Here is a 20,361-nt window from a genome sequence, read left to right as displayed (position 1 = left end):
ATCCATCGATAGTTGTGAACAAATTTCAGTAGATAAATCAGGGCTTTACACAGACCTGATTGTATTTCTGTGTTCAAATAACTCTTGTAAAAAAGGATATTTGTTGCAAGCCATGTTTCTGTCGATGCCAGCGCTCTCACGTTTGAATTTGCTTTCGCTTATTTGCGTAGGTGCGTTATCTGCTTGTGCTGTAGGGCCTGACTTTAAGCAGCCAGAGGCGCCCAAGACTTCTACCTATACAGAAACTCCGTTAGCCAAAAAACTTGCTTCTGCTCCTGGAGTTCCGGGAGGCACCGATCAAGAGTTTATTGAAGGCGCTGATATTGAAGCGCAGTGGTGGGAACTTTATAAATCCCCAGAACTAGACATTCTGATTAAAAAAGCACTTCAGCAAAATCCTAATCTTGGTGCAGCAGATGCAGCATTGCGTGCTGCCCAGGAAAATGTCAATGCGCAAATTGGCGGTCAATATTTTCCGTCGATTGGTGTTGGTGCAAATGCCACAAGGCAGAAACAGCCATCAGCCGTTTATGGCATTAGTTATGGATCAGATACCTATAACCTTTACAACACTTCAGTCAATGTGACTTATAAGTTAGATGTGTTTGGTGGGGCGCGTAGAGCGGTTGAGGGTGCACGTGCACAAGCAGAGGTTGCGCAGTTTCAGCTAGAGGGTGCCTATCTTTCACTCACTGCTAACGTAGTGACTGGCGCTGTTAAGGAGGCTGCACTGCGTGCGCAGATGCAAGCCACAGAAGAAATTCTGAAGGCTCAAACAAACCTTGCTGAAGTGACTGAGAAGCAGTTGACGATCGGTACAGTTTCTAAGGTGGACGTTACTTCGCAGCGCACATTGGTTTCTAATTCACAGGTAGATCTTTTTAATTACGAGAGAAGCCTCGCATTTGCACGCAATCAATTAGCAGTTCTGGTGGGAGAGATTCCAAGCAATGCAAGCATTGCAAAGTTTGATCTGGCTAACTTGCATTTACCTGAGAAGTTACCTTTATCAGTGCCATCTAGCTTGGTGCGCCAGCGTCCTGATGTGCGTGCTGCTGAAGCCCAACTCAAAGCGCAGAACGCATTCGTAGGTGTAGCAACAGCCAATCTGTTGCCTCAATTTAATATCACTGGATCCATTGGTGCAGCTGCCCTAACTTCCAATGGATTATTTGGACCAAACTCCGCCTTATGGACTCTGGGCGGTGGCATCTTGCAGCCTTTGTTTCAGGGTGGACAGCTATTGGCGCAACGCCGTGGCGCAATTGCTAACTACGAGCAAGCAGCCTTTCAGTATCAAGCAACCGTCTTAAATGCATTTCAAGAAGTGGCCAATGCATTACGTGCGTTAGAGACTGGTGCTCAAGCCTTAAAGGCAGCATCAGATGCTGAGCGCTACGCCTATGAGACCTTGGACTTGGTCCAACAACAATACAAGTTAGGTACAGCAAGTTATTTAGCAGTGCTGTATTACCAAAATCAGTATCAACAAGCAAAAGTGAAATCCGTTTCAGCGCAAGCTACTCGCTTCTCAGATACGGCCGCATTATTTGCTGCACTTGGCGGTGGCTGGTGGAATCGTGAAGGCCCGGCTTTTAAACCAAAAGACATAGCGAACAAAGATCAAAATGAAACTTCTGGAACAAATTAAGAACAAGCTCATCGCTTTAGTGCTTGCCTTATGGGCATGGACACAACCCAAGGCAATAGCGCTTTGGCAAAAAGCAAAAGCCTTTTGGGTACGTATGGGTCAAAAATGGCGCGGTACAAAAGCCCACCAAAAGCTGATGGCTATGGAGCCTTTGCAGCGTCGTATGACCGTCATGCTGTGTGGCGTGTTCTTGTTGTTGGGTCTGATTTTTGCTTTCAATCAGTTGAAGACTTTCATGATTAAGCATTTCATTGCAGGTATGGGCTTGCCTCCAGCAACAGTATCTACCTTAGTCATCGCCACTTCCGAATGGCAGCCAAAATTATCTAGCGTTGGTAATGTACGCGCATTTAGAGGTGTTGAACTCAGCACCGAGCTTGGCGGCCTGGTGCAAACAGTACCCATTAAGTCGGGTCAAGATGTTAAGGAAGGCGAGCTTCTCATTAAGTTGAATGACGCTTCCGATGTAGCCCAATTGAATTCTTTAAAAGCAATGGCAGATTTGGCTAAAGTAATCAACGAGCGTGATAGGCAGCAGCTGGCAATTCAAGCGATTAGTAAGAATGTATTTGATACCAGCGCTGCTGATGCGAAATCCAAACAAGCGCAGGTTGAGCAGCAAACAGCTTTAGTAGCAAAGAAGAATCTGAAGGCACCATTTGCGGGGCGCGTAGGCATTGTGTCGATTAATCCAGGGCAGTATGTAAACCCTGGTGATAAGTTATTAACATTACAAACCTTGGACCCCATTTTTGTTGATTTTAATTTGCCTCAAAACAATGCTGAGCAAGTCCAGGTAGGGCAAGAAGTGGTTGTGACAACTGATGCATTTAAGGACGCCAGCTTTACTGGCAAGATTACCGCTGTTAGCCCGAAGGTAGATACCAACACCCGTAATATTCAAGTAGAAGCCAAGCTTGCTAATCCGGATAAGAAAATTCTGCCGGGTATGTTTGCTAATGTGAATATCAAGCTGGGCGATCAAGTGAAATACTTAACCTTGCCTCAGACCGCAGTGACATACAACCCCTATGGCTCAACAGTATTTATTGCTAAACCTACTGGTAAGAAAGATAAGCAAGGTAATCCAGCTCTTGAGGCGCAACAAGTATTTGTCACCACTGGTTTGACTCGTGGTGATCAGGTTGCCATTTTGAAGGGTGTGGACGAAGGTGCAACAGTTGTGACTAGTGGTCAGCTGAAGCTTAAGAATGGCACACCATTGATTATTAATAACAAGGTGCAGCCAGCTAACTCACCAGATCCAAAGCCGCAGGAATAAATAGCAGATGAATTGGACTGACATATTCATCCGTAGGCCAGTGCTCTCCATAGTGGTGAGCGCTCTCGTGTTGATTTTTGGTTTGAAGGCAATTGGCTCTTTACCAGTAAACCAATATCCACAAACGCAAAATGCGATTGTGACGATCACTACGGCCTACTATGGTGCAGATCCTGAAACGATTGCAGGCTTTATTACTCAACCTCTTGAAGCATCTATTGCTCAAGCACAAGGTATTGATTACCTATCTTCAGCCAGTGTGAGTGGGGTCTCCACTATTGTGGCCACGTTGAAGTTGAACTACGACTCAAATGCTGCACTAACGCAGATACAGACGCAAATTAGCGCAGTCAAAAATCAATTGCCTACCCAAGCACAGCAGCCCATCTTGACTGTGCAAGTTGGACAATCTACCGCTGCGATGTATATGGGTTTTTACAGCGACGAACTTCCCAACAATGCGATTACCGATTATTTATTGCGCGTTGTAAAGCCAAAACTAGACTCAGTTGAGGGCGTACAAAATGCCGAAATCACTGGCGGTAGAAAGTTTGCCTTACGTGCCTGGCTAGATCGCGAAAAAATGGCTGGTCTGGGTGTTGGTGCGGATGATGTCTATAGTGCCATGTCGGCTAACAACTACCTATCAGCAGTTGGCAGCACCAAGGGTGATATGGTTTCTGTCGATTTAGTTGCTGGTACTGACTTACATACCCTTGAAGAGTTTCGCAAGTTAATTATTAAAAAAGACAGTGTGAACATTGTTTACCTAGAGCAGGTAGCTAATGTCACTTTGGGTTCTGAGGACTACAACACCAATGTAGCTTTTAGCGGCAAGAAGTCCGTTTTCATTGCAATTAAGGTTGCGCCTCAAGCTAATCTATTAGATGTTGCACAGCGTGTTCGAGATGTGGTTCCAGATATTCAGAAGCAATTGCCTATTGGTATGACTGGCAAGATTGTTTATGACTCCACCAAATTTATTACTAGCTCAATTGACGAAGTGGTTACCACTTTGCTGGAGGCTTTGGTAATTGTGACTGTGGTGATCTATCTCTTCTTGGGTAGTGCTCGTGCCGTTGCTGTTCCATTAATTGCAATGCCCCTATCGCTCATTGGCACCTTCTTTCTGATGCAGATTTTGGGTTATTCGATTAACTTGCTGACCCTGCTGGCCTTAGTATTGGCGATTGGTTTAGTGGTGGATGACGCCATCATTGTGGTTGAAAACGTTGACCGTCATATGAAGGAGGGAAAATCTCCTTTAGAGGCTTCCTTAATCGCTGCACGTGAACTAGGCGGTCCTATTTTGGCAATGACGGTAGTGCTCATTGCGGTATATATTCCGATTGGTTTCCAGGGTGGATTAACGGGTGCGCTGTTTACGGAATTCGCCTTTACTTTGGCTAGTGCGGTAGCTGTTTCTGGCTTGATTGCCTTAACTCTGTCGCCGATGATGTGCTCTCGTATTTTTACCGAAGAACAAGAAGCCTCGCCATTTGTCCAAAAGATTGATCGTATTTTTGATAAGGTGCATCACAGCTACCAAAGTACTTTGCGTGAATTATTAAGTACGTGGCAAGTCATTATTGTGATGGGCGTAATCTTGCTGGGCGGAGTTGCTTATTTATATGCAACTGCCCGTGCTGAGTTAGCGCCAACTGAAGATCAGGGTATTGTTTTGATGCAAGCGTCAGGACCACCCAATAGTACGGTTAATCAAATGCAGACTTATGCGGATCAAATCTATGCGATCGCTGCTGCAGAACCGGAATACGAACAAGCATTTCAGATTACAAGTCCTACCTCGAGCTTTGGCGGTATTTTGTTAAAAGACTGGGGTGAGCGTAATCGTAATGCGACGAAGTTCCAAGAAGATATGCAGCAAAAGTGGAATACTATTGCTGGTGCACGAGTGGCTGCCTTCCAATTCCCTGCGCTACCGGGTGCACAAGGTTTGCCGGTACAGGTAGTTATCAATACAACAGAATCCTATACGCAATTAAATGAGGTATCGCAAGCAGTGCTTGATAAAGCACGTCGTAGCGGTAATTTCTTCTTCGTCGACTCCGATCTCAAGATTGATAAGCCCCAAGATGTATTAGAAATTGATCGTGAAAAAGTGGCTGCATTAGGAATGACTCAGCAGCAAGTGGGTAGCGCGCTCTCGGCAGCTTTGGGTGGAGGCTATGTGAACTACTTCTCAGTAGCGGGCCGCTCTTATCGCGTGATTCCGCAAGTCAAACAAGTCGATCGTTTGAACCCAGATCAAATTTTAGATTACTACATTCGTACTCCAAGTGGCGCAATGGTTCAAGCACGTACCATTGCGACGATTAAACAAAGAGTAGTGCCGCAATCCATTAATCACTTCCAGCAATTGAACTCAGCAACGATCTCCGGTGTAAGTACCCCATTTATTTCACAAGCGGATTTATTGGAGTTCATGCGCCAGACCCTGAAAGAGGTCGCACCTAGCGGCTACAGCATGGACTACGCGGGCCCATCACGCCAATTTATGGCTGAATCTGGCGGCTTCTTAGTCACTATGTTCTTTGCGATCTTGATCGTGTTCTTAGTACTTGCTGCCCAGTTCGAAAGTTTCCGTGACCCGATTGTGATCTTGGTGTCTGTTCCCCTAGCTTTGTTTGGCGCCCTGATTTTTATTAATCTAGGATTCACGACCTTAAACGTCTACACCCAAGTTGGCTTGGTGACGCTGATGGGCTTGATTAGTAAGCACGGTATTTTGATTGTGGAGTTTGCTAATGAACTTCAAGAAGCTGGGCGCAGTAAGCTTGATGCCATTGTTGAAGCGAGTAGCGTTCGTTTACGCCCAATTTTGATGACAACTGCAGCAATGGTTTTAGGTGTATTGCCTTTGGTGATCGCTTCTGGGGCTGGGGCTGCTGGCCGACAATCGATGGGCATTGTGATTTTCACTGGCCTTTCAATTGGTACGCTCTTCACACTCTTTGTAGTGCCGGCAATGTATCTGTTTATTGGCGCAGATCACCACGCTAAGAAATTTAAGCAGCAGTAAAGGAAAGGGGCTACTTAACGATATTGAGCTCTTTTTCAGCAATATCGTTAAAGCAAGTTTCCTCTTCTAAGCGCTTCAGCCAAGCATCAACGTTCTTGAGATTTGCACGTTCCCCTGTTTCTTGAGGGAAAGTCTTATTTAGCAGAATCCACCGACTGACACAAAGCGCTAAAACAATATCGCCGATCTGAAATTGATTGCCTGAGCAGTAACTTTGCTTAGCTAATGTTTGATCAAGCATTCCCAGTAATCGATTTGTCTCTTGATAGCCTTTTAGTATGGCGTCGTAATTGCGCTCTGGTTCCGGTGTTCTGGTTAGACCTAGAAAAGCAATGCGTAGTGCTGGCCACATTGTTCCTAATTGCCAATCCATCCACTTCTCGGATTCGTATTGGGTTTGTATATCACTGGTAAAGCGCCCAGCTTGATCATGCTGGCGAGCCAAGTAACGTAGGATAGTGTTGGATTCCCAAAGTACGATATCGCCATCTTCCAGGGTAGGAACAAGTCCGTTCGGATTCATCTTGAGAAACTCGGGCGTATTGTTTTTGCCAAACTGTAGTCCAGCATCGATGCGCTCAAAGTCTTTGTCCTCCTTGAGGCCAAGCTCAGCGAGGCACCAGAGTACTTTTTGAACGTTAATAGAACTTTTGCGACCCCATAAACGCATCATGGTATTTCCTTGCGAGATGAATTAGCTTTAGCTAGCTTTGACTTCTGATAAATCGAGACCAATAAATTTGCTGCGCGCAAAAATGAGAGGTTCCCGTTCAGGGTAATTTTTTAAGTTAATCACTTTAGCCACAATGATGTTGTGATCGCCGCCAATATGTACGCAGATCGTTTCACATTCGTAATAGGCAACGCAATGATCAATTTGGGTAAGTCCGCTGGCTGCTAATTGATGATCGACCCCATTAAATTGATCCACCTTTACGGTAGCAAAATGCATCGCTAAGTTTTCTTGGGAGCGCTCTAGAACATGAATGAGATGTTTTTTGCCAAGCTCTACCCAGGGCATCAGGCGTGAATGCTTTTTGAGGCTCCAAAGAATGAGTGGTGGCTCTAGTGAGACGGTATTGAAGGAGCTGATCGTAATGCCATGAGGATTGTTTTCTTCATCTAGGCAGGTGATGACAGTGACCCCAGTTGCAAATGACGCGAAACCTTTGCGCAGCTCTTGTGATGTAAATGGAGTCATTAGGTTTTGTTTATTTAGATTCAGTTTTTGCTGCGGCTGGGATGGTTGTGCCAGGAATAGGATTCAAGATTTCGTTTTCTTCGGCTTTTACGCATTTAAAGCGATAGTCTTTGCCCGCCTTGGAAAGAAAGCTGGCACCCTCATAGAAATCATTTCTACAGGTTGTAGTCGCGAAGTCCATCACATCCTGTGGGGCAGCGCTAGAGCTTATAAGCCGCATATTGCCCATGGACATACTGATGCGGGTGGAATAGCACCCAGCTAGCAGCAAGCCAGAAATCGTAGTTAATAGTAGAATTTTTTTCATGGAAGCCTCCATAATCAGCAATGCTCGTTAGGATAAACCTATTAAGTCATTGCTGCGGGGAAATACCTCGCTCTAAAAGGATGAGACATGTTTAAAGCAATATTGGTAAATAAGGATGATCAGGGGTATCGCGCAGAATTAGCTCAGGTGGACGAGGCTAGCCTCCCTGAGGGCGATGTGCACGTAAAAGTGCTGTATTCCACTCTGAACTATAAGGATGGCCTAGCAATTACCGGTAAAGGCCCAGTAGTGCGCAGCTTTCCCATGGTGCCTGGAATTGATTTTGCTGGTGAAGTTCTAGACAGTACTAGCCCTGACTTCAAAGCAGGCGATATGGTGCTTCTCAATGGCTGGGGAGTAGGCGAGGGACATTGGGGCGGTCTAGGTCAACAAGCTCGTGTGAAAGCCGACTGGTTGATTCCATTACCTCAAGGATTTACTGCAAAGCAAGCGTTGGCTATTGGAACAGCTGGCTACACCGCCATGCTCTGTGTCATGGCTTTACAAAAACATGGACTCAAGCCTAGCGATGGTGAAGTGTTGGTAACTGGTGCAGCAGGGGGTGTTGGTAGCTTTGCAGTCACCTTGTTGAGTAAGTTGGGTTTTACAGTGGTTGCCAGCACTGGCCGTATGGCTGAGGCTGATTACTTGAAAAAATTAGGCGCAAGCGAAGTCATTGATCGTGCCACTTTATCTTCCCCTGGCAAGCCATTAGCAAAAGAGCGTTGGGCTGCGGTAGTTGACAGTGTGGGTAGTCATACTTTAGCTAATGCTTGTGCACAAACCAAGAGCGATGGTGCAGTAGCGGCTTGTGGCCTTGCTCAAGGAATGGATTTTCCTTCGAGTGTTGCTCCATTTATTTTGCGTGGCGTTACTTTGTATGGCATTAATAGCGTAACAGTGCCACGTGCAAAACGAATTGCTGCGTATGAGCAACTTGCTAAGCTGGTGGATCTAAAAACGTTAGATGCAATCTCTCATGAAATTTCTCTTGAGGATTCCATTAAATACGCGCAAGAATTAATGGCGGGAAATGTACGTGGACGTTTAATTGTCGACGTCAATAAATAAAGATTGGTTTTACTGCGGCACTTGAGGTTTGCGACTAGGAAGTTGTGACCAGACCTCAAGTTTCTCGGGATTGGTTAATTCTGACCAGTCAGCGATTTCAGTCAAGGTACGATAGCAGCCACGACAGTAACCATTTTCAGGGTTGATGTCACACCAATTAATGCAAGGCGATGGAACTGTTGTCAAAGTAAACCTAAAAGTAAAAATAAATAACACTAAGCCATGAATACTCAAAAACAAGCAAGCACTGAAGCCGCAGTTCATTATCCCTTAGGAGAGGCGCTTCCGGAAGTGGGCAGCAGTATTGAGGTTGCGCCAGGTGTTCGCTGGATCAGAATGCGCCTACCCTTTGCTTTAGACCACATCAATTTGTGGTTGCTGCGTGATGAAATTGATGGTGTAGCGGGCTGGACGATTGTCGATTGCGGTATTGCCAATGATGAGACAAGAGCCTCATGGGAGCAAGTATTTGCTACCCAGCTTGAGGGCATGCCAGTCTTGCGTGTCATTGTGACGCATATGCATCCTGATCATGTGGGTTTATCACAATGGCTTTGTGAAAAGTGGAACGTTCCTATGTGGATCTCCATGACAGATTATTTAACTGCGCAATGGTTAAGTTGCAAAGAGGGTGGTGCTGCAGTTGGTTCGCGTGCTGGTAGTGGAGGTTCTGCTGATCATTTTCAAAAACATGGTTTAACAGGCTCTGAAGATTTAGAAAAAATTCGTGCGCGCTCAAACTACTATAGCAATATGGTTCCTGGAGTACCACGTCAGTACCGACGTATTTTGGATGGAGAATTGATTTCGATTGGCGGTCATGCTTGGCAAGTCATCATGGGGTATGGACATGCGCCTGAGCATGCTTCTCTTTTTTGCAAAGAGCTGGGAGTGCTGATCTCTGGAGACATGTTGCTACCCCGCATCTCCACTAATGTGAGTGTCTATGATGCTGATCCGGATGCCGATCCTCTCGGATTGTATTTAGACTCTATTGAAAAGTATTTGGCGTTACCCGAAGATGCCTTAGTACTTCCTTCTCATGGCAAGCCATTTACTGGAATCAGACCACGTGTTGCTCAACTGAAAGCGCATCATGAAGAGCGCTTGGCAGACACCTTAAGCGCCTGTAAAAAACCGGCACATGCAAGGGAGATTGTGCCGGTCTTGTTTAAGCGTGAATTAGATATTCATCAACTTACATTTGCGATGGGTGAGGCTATTGCTCATCTGAATTACCTACTTCGTCGAGGTAAGTTGCGTCGCCAGCTTTGCGACGACGGCGTGTTGCGGTTTTCCGTGGTTTAGCGCTAGTCGTCTTAGTCTCGGACTCTTCGCTAGGGGCTGTTGCCGCTGCACCTGCAGCTGAGACAGCATCACCAAAGGACTTCAGCGCCATCATGGTCGCATGCTGGACTTCTAGCCCTTGAATGGTCGATTTAAGGATATTGAGATTCAAATTAAGCCAGTTTTCCACGCTTTTGAGGTCTTTGATGCGTTTTTCTAGCTCATCTACATCTAAGCCAGGAAAAGCTGCGCCAAAGCCTCCAGCAGCCTTAGAGGCATCGGTTGTGAAGGGGAATTGTCCTGCTTGACCTGCTGCGCCTTGTCCCCACATGGTTTTAAACATTTCTAGGCTTTGATTGAATTCTGGAATGGTTCCAAACATAAGGGGCTCCGGGGTAAATGAAAAGTGGCTTTTCCAATAGAATAAGGGATTCTAGAGATTAATCCCGGTTTAACAATGCAATCTAATGGTTTGTCCCAGCCCTACACCCGAGGTCAAAAGCTCCCCGAGCTACTGAGGCAGCGCATCCTGATTTTGGATGGCGCCATGGGCACCATGATTCAGCAGTACAAACTTACCGAAGCGGACTATCGCGGTTTACCAGGCAATACCCGTTTTGCTGAGCATCCCGGAGACATCAAAGGTAACAACGAGTTGCTAGTACTCACTCAGCCACAAATCATCAGCAAAATTCATGAGCAATATTTGGATGCGGGCGCAGACATCATTGAGACTAATACTTTTGGTGCCACTTCAGTAGCGCAAGAAGATTACAAAATGGCTGGCTTAGCTCGTGAGATGAACGAGGTCTCCGCTAGATTGGCGCGCGCTGCTTGTGAAAAATACAGCACTCCTGATAAGCCACGTTTTGCAGCAGGTGCCATTGGACCTACACCGAAAACGGCAAGTATTTCACCAGACGTTAATGATCCAGGTGCACGAAATGTCACCTTTGATGCTTTGCGTGCTTCGTATCGTGAACAGATTGAAGGTTTGTTTGCAGGTGGCGTTGATTTATTTTTGGTCGAAACCATTTTTGATACGCTCAATGCCAAAGCAGCTTTGTTTGCGCTTGATGAATTTTTTGAAGAGACTGGCGAAAGATTACCAGTCATGATTTCTGGAACAGTAACTGATGCATCTGGGCGAATTTTGTCTGGTCAAACAGTAGAAGCGTTCTGGAATAGCTTGCGCCACATTAAGCCTCTTACCTTTGGCTTGAACTGTGCGTTAGGTGCCGCGCTGATGCGCCCCTATATCGCTGAGCTTGCAAGGATTTGTGACGCAGCAGTCTCCTGCTACCCCAATGCGGGCTTGCCTAACCCAATGAGTGACACTGGCTTTGATGAGACACCAGAAATTACCTCTAGCTTGGTTGATGGTTTTGCCAAAGATGGCTTAGTTAACTTAGTTGGTGGTTGCTGTGGCACTACACCTGATCACATTCGGGCAATTGCAGATGCAGTTGCTAAGCGCAAGCCGCGTGCTTTCTATCGTGAGAATGCAGAGGCCGCAGTATGAGCAAGATCGATAAAAAAGCAATGGCACTAATGAAGCTTTCTGGTCTCGAGCCATTTAATGTTACCGCTGATGTAGGCTTTGTGAATATTGGTGAACGTACAAACGTCACAGGTTCTAAAGCATTTTCCAGAATGATTTTGAATAATCAATTTGATGAAGCGCTGGTGGTGGCCCGTCAGCAAGTGGAGAATGGCGCCCAAGTCATTGACATCAATATGGATGAGGCGATGTTGGATTCTGAAGCAGCGATGACGCGCTTCCTGAATTTGATTGCATCCGAACCTGATATTGCACGCGTTCCTATCATGATCGACTCCTCTAAGTGGAGTGTCATCGAAGCGGGTTTGAAGTGCATTCAAGGTAAGCCCATTGTGAATTCGATCTCCCTAAAGGAGGGCGAAGAGCCTTTCAGGCATCAGGCTCGCTTAATTCGTCGCTATGGCGCTGCCTCTGTGGTCATGGCCTTTGATGAAGTAGGACAAGCAGATACCTTTCAGCGTAAGACTGAAATCTGTCAGCGTTGCTATGAAATTTTGGTAAATGAAATTGGCTTCCCTGCTGAAGACATTATTTTTGACCCGAATATTTTTGCAATTGCTACGGGCATTGAAGAGCACGATAACTATGCGGTCGACTTTATTAATGCTACACGTTGGATTAAAGAAAACCTCCCGGGCGCCAAGGTAAGCGGTGGTGTTTCCAATGTGAGCTTCTCATTCCGCGGCAATGATCGCGTGCGTGAAGCTATTCACACAGTATTCTTGTATCACGCTATTCAAGCTGGTATGGATATGGGCATTGTGAACGCAGGCCAATTGGGCGTATATGCCGATCTAGACCCCGAGTTGCGTGAGCGTGTTGAGGATGTTGTCCTCAATCGCTTTAAAGAGAAGGATGGCAAAACACCAACTGAACGTCTGTTAGATATTGCAGATCAATTTAAAGGTGGTGGTGCGAAACAGGTTGAGAATTTGGTATGGCGCGAGGCCCTCGTTCGTGAGCGCTTAACTCATGCTTTAGTACATGGTATTACGACATTTATCGAAGAAGATACTGAAGAGTTGCGTGCAGAGATCATGGGTGCTGGCGGTAGACCAATTGAAGTCATTGAAGGCCCCCTCATGGATGGTATGAATGTCGTTGGCGATTTGTTTGGCGCCGGCAAAATGTTCTTACCTCAAGTAGTCAAGAGTGCCCGTGTGATGAAACAAGCGGTTGCTATTTTGATTCCATACATTGAAGAAGAAAAGCGTCAACATATTGCCGCTGGTGGTGAAGCCAAAGCCAAGGGCAAAATTGTGATGGCGACTGTGAAGGGTGACGTGCACGATATCGGCAAGAATATTGTGACGGTTGTTCTGCAATGTAATAATTTTGAAGTAGCCAATATGGGTGTAATGGTTCCATGTGCAGAGATTTTGAAGCGCGCCAAGGAAGAGAATGCTGATATCGTTGGTTTATCAGGCTTGATTACGCCATCTCTCGAAGAAATGACCTATGTCGCACAAGAAATGCAGCGTGACGATTGGTTCCGTGAGCGTCAAATCCCCTTAATGATTGGTGGTGCTACTACTTCGCGGGTTCATACTGCCGTGAAGATTGCCCCTCACTACGATGGTCCAGTAGTGTACGTTCCTGATGCTTCCCGCTCAGTATCTGTTGCCTCTAGTCTGCTTTCAGATGAAAGTGCCAAGAAATTTATTCAAGATCTGCGTGATGACTATGTGCGTATTCGTGAGCAACATGCGAACAAGAAAGCTGCCCCAACGATTTCATTGACTGCTGCACGCAAAAATCGCGAGATGATTGATTGGTCTTCTTATGTTCCGGAGAAGCCAAAATTTATCGGACGCCGTGTATTTAAAAACTTTGCCTTGAGTGATATTGCTAAATACATTGACTGGACACCATTCTTTCAGACTTGGGATTTGGCTGGCAAGTTTCCTGCAATCCTAGATGATGAAGTAGTTGGTGTTGAGGCGCGCAAAGTATTTGAAGATGCCAAGGTGCTGCTCGACAAGCTGATTAAAGGCCAATGGCTACAAGCTGATGCGGTGGTTGCTTTCTATCCTGCTAATACAGTCGGGGACGATATTGTTTTGTATAGCGATGAAGCGCGCGAACACCCATTATTTGTTTGGCACAATTTGCGTCAACAGTCTGAGCGTCCGGTTGTAGATGGGGTGCGTAGGCCGAATCGTTGCTTAGCTGATTACGTTGCGCCAAAAGATTCTGGCGTTGCTGACTACCTTGGTTGCTTTGCAGTGACCACAGGCCACGGTGTTGAAAAGAAGGTTGCCGAGTTTCAAGCTAAGCATGATGACTACAGTGCCATTATGTTGAAAGCCTTAGCTGATCGGTTAGCCGAAGCATTTGCAGAATTAATGCATCATCGTGTGCGTACTGATTTGTGGGGCTATGCAAGCGATGAGATTCTGACTAATGATCAGATGATCAACGAGGAATATCGCGGTATTCGTCCAGCACCTGGTTACCCAGCTTGCCCCGCACATGAGGTCAAAGAAGATTTATTGCGCGTCATTGGCTCAGAAGATATTGGTATGACGCTGACTGAGTCTATGGCTATGAATCCAGCTTCAAGTGTGAGTGGTTTCTATTTGGCTCATCCAGATGCACGTTATTTCAACGTGGGCAAGTTATCGGATGATCAAGTTGAAGACTTGGCAAAGCGTCGTGGACAGAGCGTAGAGGACACCCGTCGCCAATTGGCGAGCTTGCTAGACTAAACGCCCCACATAACTGGTTCGTCTTTGGCTTTAGCCTGCTTCATGAGTTCTAGAAATGGGTAAGCACGTTGTCCGAGACGATCTGCCAATTTAGGCTTTTCAGCGCCCTTCTCGGTCTCGTCATTTGCTTTGGCTCGCTCCTCAAGATCTTTGAGTATGGCAGTTTCTAGTGCAGTGATCAGGTCTGGTAGTTGCTCTACCGTCAGTATGCCGCGAGGCTCCAGAGGGCGCCCCAAAATATCAAAAATTCGTTTAGTCAGGTCCGCCAGCATGATGACATCTGGACCAGCTTTTGAGCGAAATTGATAGATCATTTCAATAGCTTACCACCTGATAAACTCACTTATCTATGTTGTCGACCAATAAAAATCGTTTAATTGAAATGCTGAGCGCTGCTCTAGCAGGCTTGGCTCAGGAACGCGGCCTAGGGGAGGCGCCTGCCCCCCGTCTGGAGCGCCCTAAGGCTGTTGACCATGGGGATGTTGCTTGCAATATTGCCCTCCAGCTTTCCAAGGCTTGGAAGCTAAATCCACGCGAGCTTGCACAGGCTTTGGTGGAGCGCTTACAGCAACAGGCTGGCTTTGGGCAGCTAATTGCATCTTGTGAAATCGCTGGGCCTGGTTTTATTAATTTCCGCCTTAGTAATGCTGCCAAAACTGCAGTAGTGGAAGAGATACTTTCCGCTGGGCCTCATTTTGGTGAATCTGTCCCAAGTGCTGGATCTGTCCAAAGCGCCATGATTGAGTTTGTTTCTGCCAATCCAACCGGTCCACTACATGTTGGCCATGGTAGGCAAGCAGCCCTTGGCGATGCCTTGGCCAACTTATTGGCAACCCAAGGAATTAAAGTACACCGCGAGTTTTATTACAACGACGCTGGTGTCCAAATTGCGAACTTAGCTTTATCAGTTCAAGCGCGCTTACAGGGTTTAAAGCCGGGCGATACCAATTGGCCTGAACAAGCTTACAACGGCGAATACATTGCGGAGATTGCCGCAGCATTTAAAGCCTCCCCAGAATTTAAAGAAGATATTGAATCGATTCGTCAATTTGCTGTTGCGTATTTGCGTAATGAACAAGACATTGATCTAAAAACTTTTGGCGTGAAATTTGATTGCTATTACCTAGAGTCTTCTCTGTACACCGACGGCAGTGTTGCACAAATCGTTGGTGATTTACAAAGCATCGGTAAGACCTATGAATCCGAAGGCGCTCTTTGGTTAAAGAGTACAGATGATGGCGACGATAAGGATCGTGTCATGCGCAAGTCAGATGGCACTTTCACCTACTTTGTGCCTGATGTTGCGTATCACACCAGTAAATGGAATCGTGGCTTTGAGAAAGTCATTAATGTTCAAGGTAGCGACCACCATGGCACGATTGCCCGTGTGCGCTCAGGCTTACAGGGCGTAGCGCAGAAACGTGGTTGGGATATCCCCAAAACATATCCAGAATATGTTTTGCACAAGATGGTTACCGTCATGCGCAATGGTGAAGAAGTTAAGATTTCTAAGCGTGCTGGTTCTTATGTCACTGTACGTGATTTAGTTGAATGGTCTGGAGGCATTACTCCAGAGATGACATCGGACGAAAGAGAGCTTGCGTTACAACGCGGTCGTGATGCTGTGCGCTTTTTCTTGATCTCGCGTAAGGCAGATACTGAGTTCGTATTTGATATTGATTTAGCATTGCAACAAAATGATGAGAACCCAGTTTTCTATGTTCAGTATGCGCATGCTCGTATTAGTTCAATCTTGCAGCAATGGGGTGGACAAACGTCGGATTTAAACAAGGCCGATTTATCACTATTGCAAAGTAAAGCATCTGATCATTTACTGCGTCGTTTAGCAGAATATCCAGAAGTGCTTACTGCGGCTGCAGAAGAATTGGCTCCTCATGCATTGGCTTTTTATCTGCGAGATTTAGCGGGTGACTTCCATACCTTCTATAACGCTGATCGGGTATTGGTGGATGATCAGAATTTGAAGCTAGCCCGCCTTGCCTTGCTTTCAGCAACTCGCCAGGTCTTGCAAAATGGCCTAAAAGTACTCGGAGTATCCGCGCCAGCAAAGATGTAATGGCGAGGCGTGAAGTGAAGAGGTAAGATGAGGAAATGATGAAAACACCGAATCAACAAATTAGCCCTATTCAGTCTCTGAGCCGCGTCGATAGCCAAAATGGCCAATACGGTGGCACAATCCTCGGCTTCATTTTGGGTCTGGGCGCCGGTCTTGGAATAGCTTTTGTCATCGCCTTTTATCTTTCAAAAAATACGCCTCAAGAAAGACCTGGCATGCGCGCCCCCAATCTGCCGTTAATGATGAAGCCTTCGCCAGCGCCCGCTGAAGGTGAGGCAGCTGCTCCGTCCGAACCGGTCGACTTAAATAAGCCACTCCAAGGTAAATCACCCGCTCCTGCTTCAGCAGATCCGATTGGTGATTTAGTCAATGGTAAGAAATCTGCAGAGAAGCCAGCAGATGCAGCTTCAGCAAAATCAGACTCAATATATTTCTTGCAAGTCGGCGCTTTTGTGAAGCGTGCCGATGCAGATGCACAAAAAGCGAATTTGGCTATTCAAGGAATTCAGGCTCAGTTAAGTGAAGTCACCAGCGATGGAAATACTCTTTGGCGTGTGCGCGTTGGGCCATATAACAGTGTTGAAGAGAGCAACTCAGTACGAGATAAATTGAGTGGCATGGGCATTAAACCAACTTTGATTAAATCCAGTAAATCATGATTTCATTTAGCAAAAGATTCATTGTCGTATTAGCACTCCTTTCTTTAAGTAGTTTTGCTAATGCGCAAGGCCAAAAAGTTGAAGAAGGTTTTGATTACCGCATATTGCCCGTTTCACAACCTGTGGAAACTAAGGGGAAAGTAGAGGTTATTGAATTCTTTTGGTATGGTTGCCCGCATTGCTATGACTTTGAGCCTGAGCTGAGTAGCTGGGTAAAGCGTCAGCCTAAAGATGTTGTATTTCGTAGAGTTCCTGTGGCCTTCCGTGACGACTTTATGCCGCACAGCCAACTGTTCTATGCCTTAGAGGCAATGGGCAAAGGCGATGCTTTTAATGAAAAAGTGATGTATGCGATGCATAAGGAAAATAAGCGTCTATTAACTGAAAATGAAATCGCTGATTGGGTTGCATCTCAAGGCATTGATCGCAATACCTTCTTAGCTACTTATCGATCCTTTGCAGTGATTTCTAAAGCACGCGCTGCTAAGCAGATGGCTGAAGCCTATCGTATTGATGGAGTGCCTACCATCGTCATGCAAGGCAAGTACGTTACATCTCCTTCTATTGCTGGATCTAAAGCTAAGGCGATCGTTGTAATGGATTATTTAGTAGAAAAAATCCGCAAAGATAAGTACAAGCAGTAATCCTAAAAAAGGGACTGCTTAAATTTTGACGAAGCGGCGCACGATCCAAAAGTAGATTGGGTACGGCAAGATTCTGAGAAATTTTAAGAATCTTGAGAATCGTTTTGGGAAGTGAATATCAAATTCCCCTTTTTGAATGCCGCTCAAAATCTCTTGGGCTGCTACATCAGCAGTAATCAGTGCCGGCATTTCAAAATCATTTTGAGCAGTAGCCTCTGTAGCAACAAACCCAGGGGAGATCATATGTACGCTGACTCCAGTTGGCAGTAAGTCGTAATATAAATTCTCACAAAAATTGATGATGGCAGCTTTGCTTGGGCCATATGCTAATGCTTTTGGTAAGCCGCTATACCCTGCAACGCTGCCAACAATGGCAATATGTCCTGAGCGAGCCTTCAGCATCTCAGGAAGCGTTAACGCAACCGCTCTCATGGGTCCCAGCAAATTTGCATCGATGGTTTTTTCAGCAATTTTGATATCAAAGTTGTCTGCGCGTAGCGGGACATACATCCCCGATACAAACAGTAGAAGATCAATTCCACCCCAAGCATTCAAGATGGTTTTGTAGCCATCCTGAAGTTGTACGTCATCTGTGACATCTAGCGGAATAACGAGCGTTTGATCAATCTGTCCCATCAGGGCGATTTCGTTTAAACGCTCGACTCTTCGACTGGAAAGGGCAACTTTGGCGCCTTGGGATAGCAATGCTTTTGCGCAAGCTTCGCCAATTCCGCTAGAGGCTCCAATGACCCAGACCCTTTTTCCAGGGAACTGATCAATACCTTGTTGTTTCATGAGCTTAGCGCATCGGAAGATGCTTGTGGGGGTTGATGACTTAATGTGAATTGCACCACATCAATATTACGCTCCGTGAAGCCAGCAGCGCAATACATGAGGTAGAAGTTCCAAAGGCGAATGAATGCTTCATCAAAGCCTAGCTGACGTACCTCATTTAGTTTTTGATTAAAGTTATCACGCCAAATGCAAAGTGTTTTTGAGTAATCGACGCCAAAGGCAAATTCTTGTTCGACTTTTAGTCCGGCCTTAGCTGCACTCGCTTTAAAGCTCGCTCGCGAGGGTAACATACCGCCAGGAAAGACATATTGCTGAATAAAGTCGGTATTGCGACGGTAGCGATCAAAGAGATCTTCTGCGATCACAATAGTTTGAATGCAGGCTTTACCGCCAGCCTTGAGGCAATGAGCAACAGTTTCAAAATACTCTGGCCAGTGCTTCTCACCGACTGCTTCAAACATTTCGACTGAAGCGATCCCATCAAATTTTTCTTGGCAATCACGATAGTCCTGAAGGCGAACTTCAAACGCTGGAGGGTTAGATATTTGGGTTTGTACGGCAGTCAAACGCTTTTCTGCGAACGCTTTTTGTTCCGTAGATAAAGTCAGGCCAGTAATAGCTCGATTGCTACGCAGAGACTCTTCCATCACTCCGCCCCAACCGCAGCCAATTTCTAAAACATGATCTCCAGACTTTGTTTGCAGAGAGTCGAGAATGCGCCCAATCTTTGCACGCTGTGCATCAGCTAAAGCTTGCTTATCGCCTTCTGAGAACCAGGCGCTGGAATAACTCATCGTGGGGTCAAGCCAAAGCGTATAGAAGGCGTTACCAAGATCGTAATGTGCATGGATATTCTTGCGACTACCCGCTTTGCTGTTGTCTCTAAGCCAATGTTTCAGGCGATAAAAAATAGAGCCATACCAATTGCCATAGATGGCTTTTTCTAAAATAGTGCGATTACGGATGGCAAGCTCAAGCAGTGCTTTGAGATCAGGCGTATTCCATTTGCCTTGGATGTAGCTCTCAGCAAAACCAATATCACCATGCGACATGATCTCTTTAAATACTGACCACTCCAAAATGTGGATTTCAGCATGCAAGGTATCGCTGTGATTACCAAATTCACGCATTTCACCATTTGGCAAAATCAGCTTCAAATGCCCGCTACTCAGTTGGGTGAGTAGGGTCAGAAGTGTCTTGGTGCTGATTTGATATTGCGGCGAAGCACTAGCTCGACCTTGTGGACGAGAAAAATTTAATCTAGAGAGAAGGGATTGTCCGGGACGATTCATCTGCTGACTTCAAGTTCTGGTGGTTTGGGTTTTGAGTGAAAGGGTACACCTTTTAGCCACAATTTCAATGCTTGCCAGTGAATACGGAAAATCACTCCTAAACTCATTAAAGGATAGCGCATGAGGGCCAGAATGATATTGGCTTTGCTGAGTGGGCGGCTAGTACCGCTGATGCTGGTGTTGATCAGAGGCTCGCCGTCCTCATGTAGCTCAATGCGGCAGACACTATTTTTGCCACTACTACTATCTTGAGGGAAGAGAAAGCGGAAGTGGTAATCACCCCGAACTTCGCAAAACGGTGAAACATGAAATACCTTCTTGCTGGTGAGTGTTTCTCCGGAGCGTAGGGCCTCACCAGAATCTTTGTATAGCAAATAACAATGACGCTCACCAAAAGTATTGTTGACCTCAGCTAACACTGCCTGTACTTTGCCGTTGGCACGGGTGCAGATCCAAAAGCTGACTGGATTAAAAACATAACCTAGGACTCTTGGAAAAGTCTGCAGCCAAATCTCTCCGTCAATATTGTGTATGTGATTCTCTGCAAGAATCCTTTCTATCCAGGCAAGACTATTTGGCTCTCCTAGACCGTGATCCTTATCAAAAAAAGCACACAGACCCCAACGGTTATCACTTAAGCCGTGATGATGAAGTAAGTCAGGATTAACGCTACGAGCGCGCATGGGAATAGAAACAGTAAATACGCCATAGCCAAAAGCATTCTTGGCCGGACGTAAGCGCTGGTGCTTTACTACTCCAAAGTTAATCTTTGCATCTGACATT

At 46.0% G+C, this 20,361-nt stretch carries 19 protein-coding genes; 10 read left to right on the top strand and 9 right to left on the bottom strand.

Features of this window, described 5'->3' with window-relative positions; all coding sequences use genetic code 11:
- The first annotated feature begins 100 nt into the window (after positions 1–100).
- From AOC20_RS09250 to AOC20_RS09240, 3 genes are all read left to right on the top strand, one after another.
- Positions 101–1,651: an efflux transporter outer membrane subunit gene (locus AOC20_RS09250; RefSeq protein ID WP_251373095.1), complete on the top strand. Its 1,551-nt coding sequence runs from the start codon at positions 101–103 to the stop codon at positions 1,649–1,651.
- Between the two features lie 142 nt (positions 1,652–1,793).
- Positions 1,794–2,933 (top strand): efflux RND transporter periplasmic adaptor subunit, encoded by a 1,140-nt coding sequence (locus AOC20_RS09245; protein WP_251373195.1) that lies wholly within the window; start codon positions 1,794–1,796, stop codon positions 2,931–2,933.
- 7 nt (positions 2,934–2,940) lie between these two features.
- Complete coding sequence (locus AOC20_RS09240; protein ID WP_215360508.1) at positions 2,941–5,976, top strand: efflux RND transporter permease subunit; 3,036 nt, start codon at positions 2,941–2,943, stop codon at positions 5,974–5,976.
- Between the two features lie 10 nt (positions 5,977–5,986).
- Here the strand turns inward: AOC20_RS09240 and AOC20_RS09235 are convergent, their stop codons facing one another.
- From AOC20_RS09235 to AOC20_RS09225, 3 genes are read right to left on the bottom strand one after another with little or no spacing between them, the layout of a single operon-like run.
- Entirely contained in the window at positions 5,987–6,649 is a 663-nt protein-coding gene (locus AOC20_RS09235) for a glutathione S-transferase family protein (protein WP_215360507.1), read from the bottom strand.
- A 27-nt stretch (positions 6,650–6,676) separates the two neighbouring features.
- Complete coding sequence (locus AOC20_RS09230) at positions 6,677–7,177, bottom strand: flavin reductase family protein (RefSeq protein WP_215360506.1); 501 nt, start codon at positions 7,175–7,177, stop codon at positions 6,677–6,679.
- 10 nt (positions 7,178–7,187) lie between these two features.
- Positions 7,188–7,484 carry a hypothetical protein gene (locus tag AOC20_RS09225; RefSeq protein WP_215360505.1) on the bottom strand — a complete coding sequence of 99 codons (297 nt, stop codon included), beginning with the start codon at positions 7,482–7,484 and terminating at the stop codon, positions 7,188–7,190.
- Between the two features lie 87 nt (positions 7,485–7,571).
- On the opposite strand from AOC20_RS09225, the gene acuI reads away from it, so the two are divergent.
- Positions 7,572–8,555, top strand: a complete 984-nt coding sequence (gene acuI / locus AOC20_RS09220) for an acrylyl-CoA reductase (NADPH) (protein ID WP_215360504.1) — start codon at positions 7,572–7,574, stop codon at positions 8,553–8,555.
- A 9-nt stretch (positions 8,556–8,564) separates the two neighbouring features.
- On the opposite strand, the gene AOC20_RS09215 is transcribed toward acuI, so the two are convergent.
- Positions 8,565–8,741, bottom strand: a complete 177-nt coding sequence (locus tag AOC20_RS09215) for a DUF1289 domain-containing protein (protein WP_215360503.1) — start codon at positions 8,739–8,741, stop codon at positions 8,565–8,567.
- A gap of 36 nt (positions 8,742–8,777) precedes the next feature.
- Here AOC20_RS09215 and AOC20_RS09210 point away from each other — a divergent pair, with 36 nt between their 5' ends.
- Positions 8,778–9,863, top strand: a complete 1,086-nt coding sequence (locus AOC20_RS09210) for an MBL fold metallo-hydrolase (protein WP_215360501.1) — start codon at positions 8,778–8,780, stop codon at positions 9,861–9,863.
- Here AOC20_RS09210 and AOC20_RS09205 read toward each other — a convergent pair.
- Positions 9,775–10,224, bottom strand: a complete 450-nt coding sequence (locus tag AOC20_RS09205; protein ID WP_215360498.1) for a PhaM family polyhydroxyalkanoate granule multifunctional regulatory protein — start codon at positions 10,222–10,224, stop codon at positions 9,775–9,777. The two genes, AOC20_RS09210 and AOC20_RS09205, sit on opposite strands and share 89 nt — an antisense overlap.
- A gap of 75 nt (positions 10,225–10,299) precedes the next feature.
- On the opposite strand from AOC20_RS09205, the gene AOC20_RS09200 reads away from it, so the two are divergent.
- Both AOC20_RS09200 and metH read left to right on the top strand, forming a co-directional pair.
- Positions 10,300–11,364 (top strand): homocysteine S-methyltransferase family protein, encoded by a 1,065-nt coding sequence (locus AOC20_RS09200; RefSeq protein WP_215360495.1) that lies wholly within the window; start codon positions 10,300–10,302, stop codon positions 11,362–11,364.
- A complete protein-coding gene (gene metH / locus AOC20_RS09195; protein WP_215360492.1) occupies positions 11,361–14,111 on the top strand; it encodes a methionine synthase in 2,751 nt (916 codons plus the stop codon). The genes AOC20_RS09200 and metH overlap by 4 nt, the downstream gene beginning before the upstream one ends.
- On the opposite strand, the gene AOC20_RS09190 is transcribed toward metH, so the two are convergent.
- Positions 14,108–14,425, bottom strand: coding sequence for a DUF1840 domain-containing protein (locus tag AOC20_RS09190; protein ID WP_215360490.1), 318 nt, complete (start codon positions 14,423–14,425; stop codon positions 14,108–14,110). The genes metH and AOC20_RS09190 overlap by 4 nt on opposite strands.
- A 35-nt stretch (positions 14,426–14,460) precedes the next feature.
- Here AOC20_RS09190 and argS point away from each other — a divergent pair, with 35 nt between their 5' ends.
- The 3 genes from argS to AOC20_RS09175 are packed head-to-tail and all read left to right on the top strand — an operon-like array spanning position 14,461 to position 17,491.
- A complete protein-coding gene (gene argS / locus AOC20_RS09185) occupies positions 14,461–16,188 on the top strand; it encodes an arginine--tRNA ligase (RefSeq protein WP_215360488.1) in 1,728 nt (575 codons plus the stop codon).
- A gap of 35 nt (positions 16,189–16,223) precedes the next feature.
- The gene (locus tag AOC20_RS09180) at positions 16,224–16,847 is read left to right on the top strand and encodes an SPOR domain-containing protein (protein WP_215360486.1); all 624 of its coding nucleotides are present in this window, start codon (positions 16,224–16,226) and stop codon (positions 16,845–16,847) included.
- A complete protein-coding gene (locus tag AOC20_RS09175; protein WP_215360484.1) occupies positions 16,844–17,491 on the top strand; it encodes a thiol:disulfide interchange protein DsbA/DsbL in 648 nt (215 codons plus the stop codon). Before AOC20_RS09180 ends, AOC20_RS09175 begins: the two co-directional genes overlap by 4 nt.
- A gap of 18 nt (positions 17,492–17,509) precedes the next feature.
- Here AOC20_RS09175 and AOC20_RS09170 read toward each other — a convergent pair whose 3' ends face one another.
- The 3 genes from AOC20_RS09170 to AOC20_RS09160 are packed head-to-tail and all read right to left on the bottom strand — an operon-like array spanning position 17,510 to position 20,360.
- Positions 17,510–18,286, bottom strand: a complete 777-nt coding sequence (locus tag AOC20_RS09170) for an SDR family NAD(P)-dependent oxidoreductase (RefSeq protein WP_215360482.1) — start codon at positions 18,284–18,286, stop codon at positions 17,510–17,512.
- The gene (locus tag AOC20_RS09165) at positions 18,283–19,578 is read right to left on the bottom strand and encodes an SAM-dependent methyltransferase (RefSeq protein WP_215360480.1); all 1,296 of its coding nucleotides are present in this window, start codon (positions 19,576–19,578) and stop codon (positions 18,283–18,285) included. The genes AOC20_RS09170 and AOC20_RS09165 overlap by 4 nt, the downstream gene beginning before the upstream one ends.
- Positions 19,575–20,360 (bottom strand): DUF1365 domain-containing protein, encoded by a 786-nt coding sequence (locus AOC20_RS09160; protein ID WP_215360478.1) that lies wholly within the window; start codon positions 20,358–20,360, stop codon positions 19,575–19,577. Before AOC20_RS09160 ends, AOC20_RS09165 begins: the two co-directional genes overlap by 4 nt.
- Position 20,361: the final 1 nt, after the last annotated feature.

The organism is Polynucleobacter ibericus (genome assembly GCF_018687955.1).
GTDB lineage: Bacteria > Pseudomonadota > Gammaproteobacteria > Burkholderiales > Burkholderiaceae > Polynucleobacter > Polynucleobacter ibericus.
This window is presented reverse-complemented; position numbering and strand designations above follow the sequence as displayed.

Excerpts from the sequence above, each read along its gene's own strand:
- argS (WP_215360488.1), top strand. The coding sequence starts at position 14,461 with ATGTTGTCGACCAATAAAAATCGTTTAATTGAAATGCTGAGCGCTGCT.
- AOC20_RS09225 (WP_215360505.1), bottom strand. The coding sequence starts at position 7,484 with ATGAAAAAAATTCTACTATTAACTACGATTTCTGGCTTGCTGCTAGCT.
- AOC20_RS09160 (WP_215360478.1), bottom strand. The coding sequence starts at position 20,360 with ATGTCAGATGCAAAGATTAACTTTGGAGTAGTAAAGCACCAGCGCTTA.
- AOC20_RS09205 (WP_215360498.1), bottom strand. The coding sequence starts at position 10,224 with ATGTTTGGAACCATTCCAGAATTCAATCAAAGCCTAGAAATGTTTAAA.
- AOC20_RS09175 (WP_215360484.1), top strand. The coding sequence starts at position 16,844 with ATGATTTCATTTAGCAAAAGATTCATTGTCGTATTAGCACTCCTTTCT.
- AOC20_RS09235 (WP_215360507.1), bottom strand. The coding sequence starts at position 6,649 with ATGATGCGTTTATGGGGTCGCAAAAGTTCTATTAACGTTCAAAAAGTA.
- acuI (WP_215360504.1), top strand. The coding sequence starts at position 7,572 with ATGTTTAAAGCAATATTGGTAAATAAGGATGATCAGGGGTATCGCGCA.
- AOC20_RS09245 (WP_251373195.1), top strand. The coding sequence starts at position 1,794 with ATGGAGCCTTTGCAGCGTCGTATGACCGTCATGCTGTGTGGCGTGTTC.
- AOC20_RS09170 (WP_215360482.1), bottom strand. The coding sequence starts at position 18,286 with ATGAAACAACAAGGTATTGATCAGTTCCCTGGAAAAAGGGTCTGGGTC.
- AOC20_RS09240 (WP_215360508.1), top strand. The coding sequence starts at position 2,941 with ATGAATTGGACTGACATATTCATCCGTAGGCCAGTGCTCTCCATAGTG.
- AOC20_RS09210 (WP_215360501.1), top strand. The coding sequence starts at position 8,778 with ATGAATACTCAAAAACAAGCAAGCACTGAAGCCGCAGTTCATTATCCC.
- AOC20_RS09190 (WP_215360490.1), bottom strand. The coding sequence starts at position 14,425 with ATGATCTATCAATTTCGCTCAAAAGCTGGTCCAGATGTCATCATGCTG.
- AOC20_RS09180 (WP_215360486.1), top strand. The coding sequence starts at position 16,224 with ATGATGAAAACACCGAATCAACAAATTAGCCCTATTCAGTCTCTGAGC.
- AOC20_RS09200 (WP_215360495.1), top strand. The coding sequence starts at position 10,300 with ATGCAATCTAATGGTTTGTCCCAGCCCTACACCCGAGGTCAAAAGCTC.
- metH (WP_215360492.1), top strand. The coding sequence starts at position 11,361 with ATGAGCAAGATCGATAAAAAAGCAATGGCACTAATGAAGCTTTCTGGT.
- AOC20_RS09230 (WP_215360506.1), bottom strand. The coding sequence starts at position 7,177 with ATGACTCCATTTACATCACAAGAGCTGCGCAAAGGTTTCGCGTCATTT.
- AOC20_RS09165 (WP_215360480.1), bottom strand. The coding sequence starts at position 19,578 with ATGAATCGTCCCGGACAATCCCTTCTCTCTAGATTAAATTTTTCTCGT.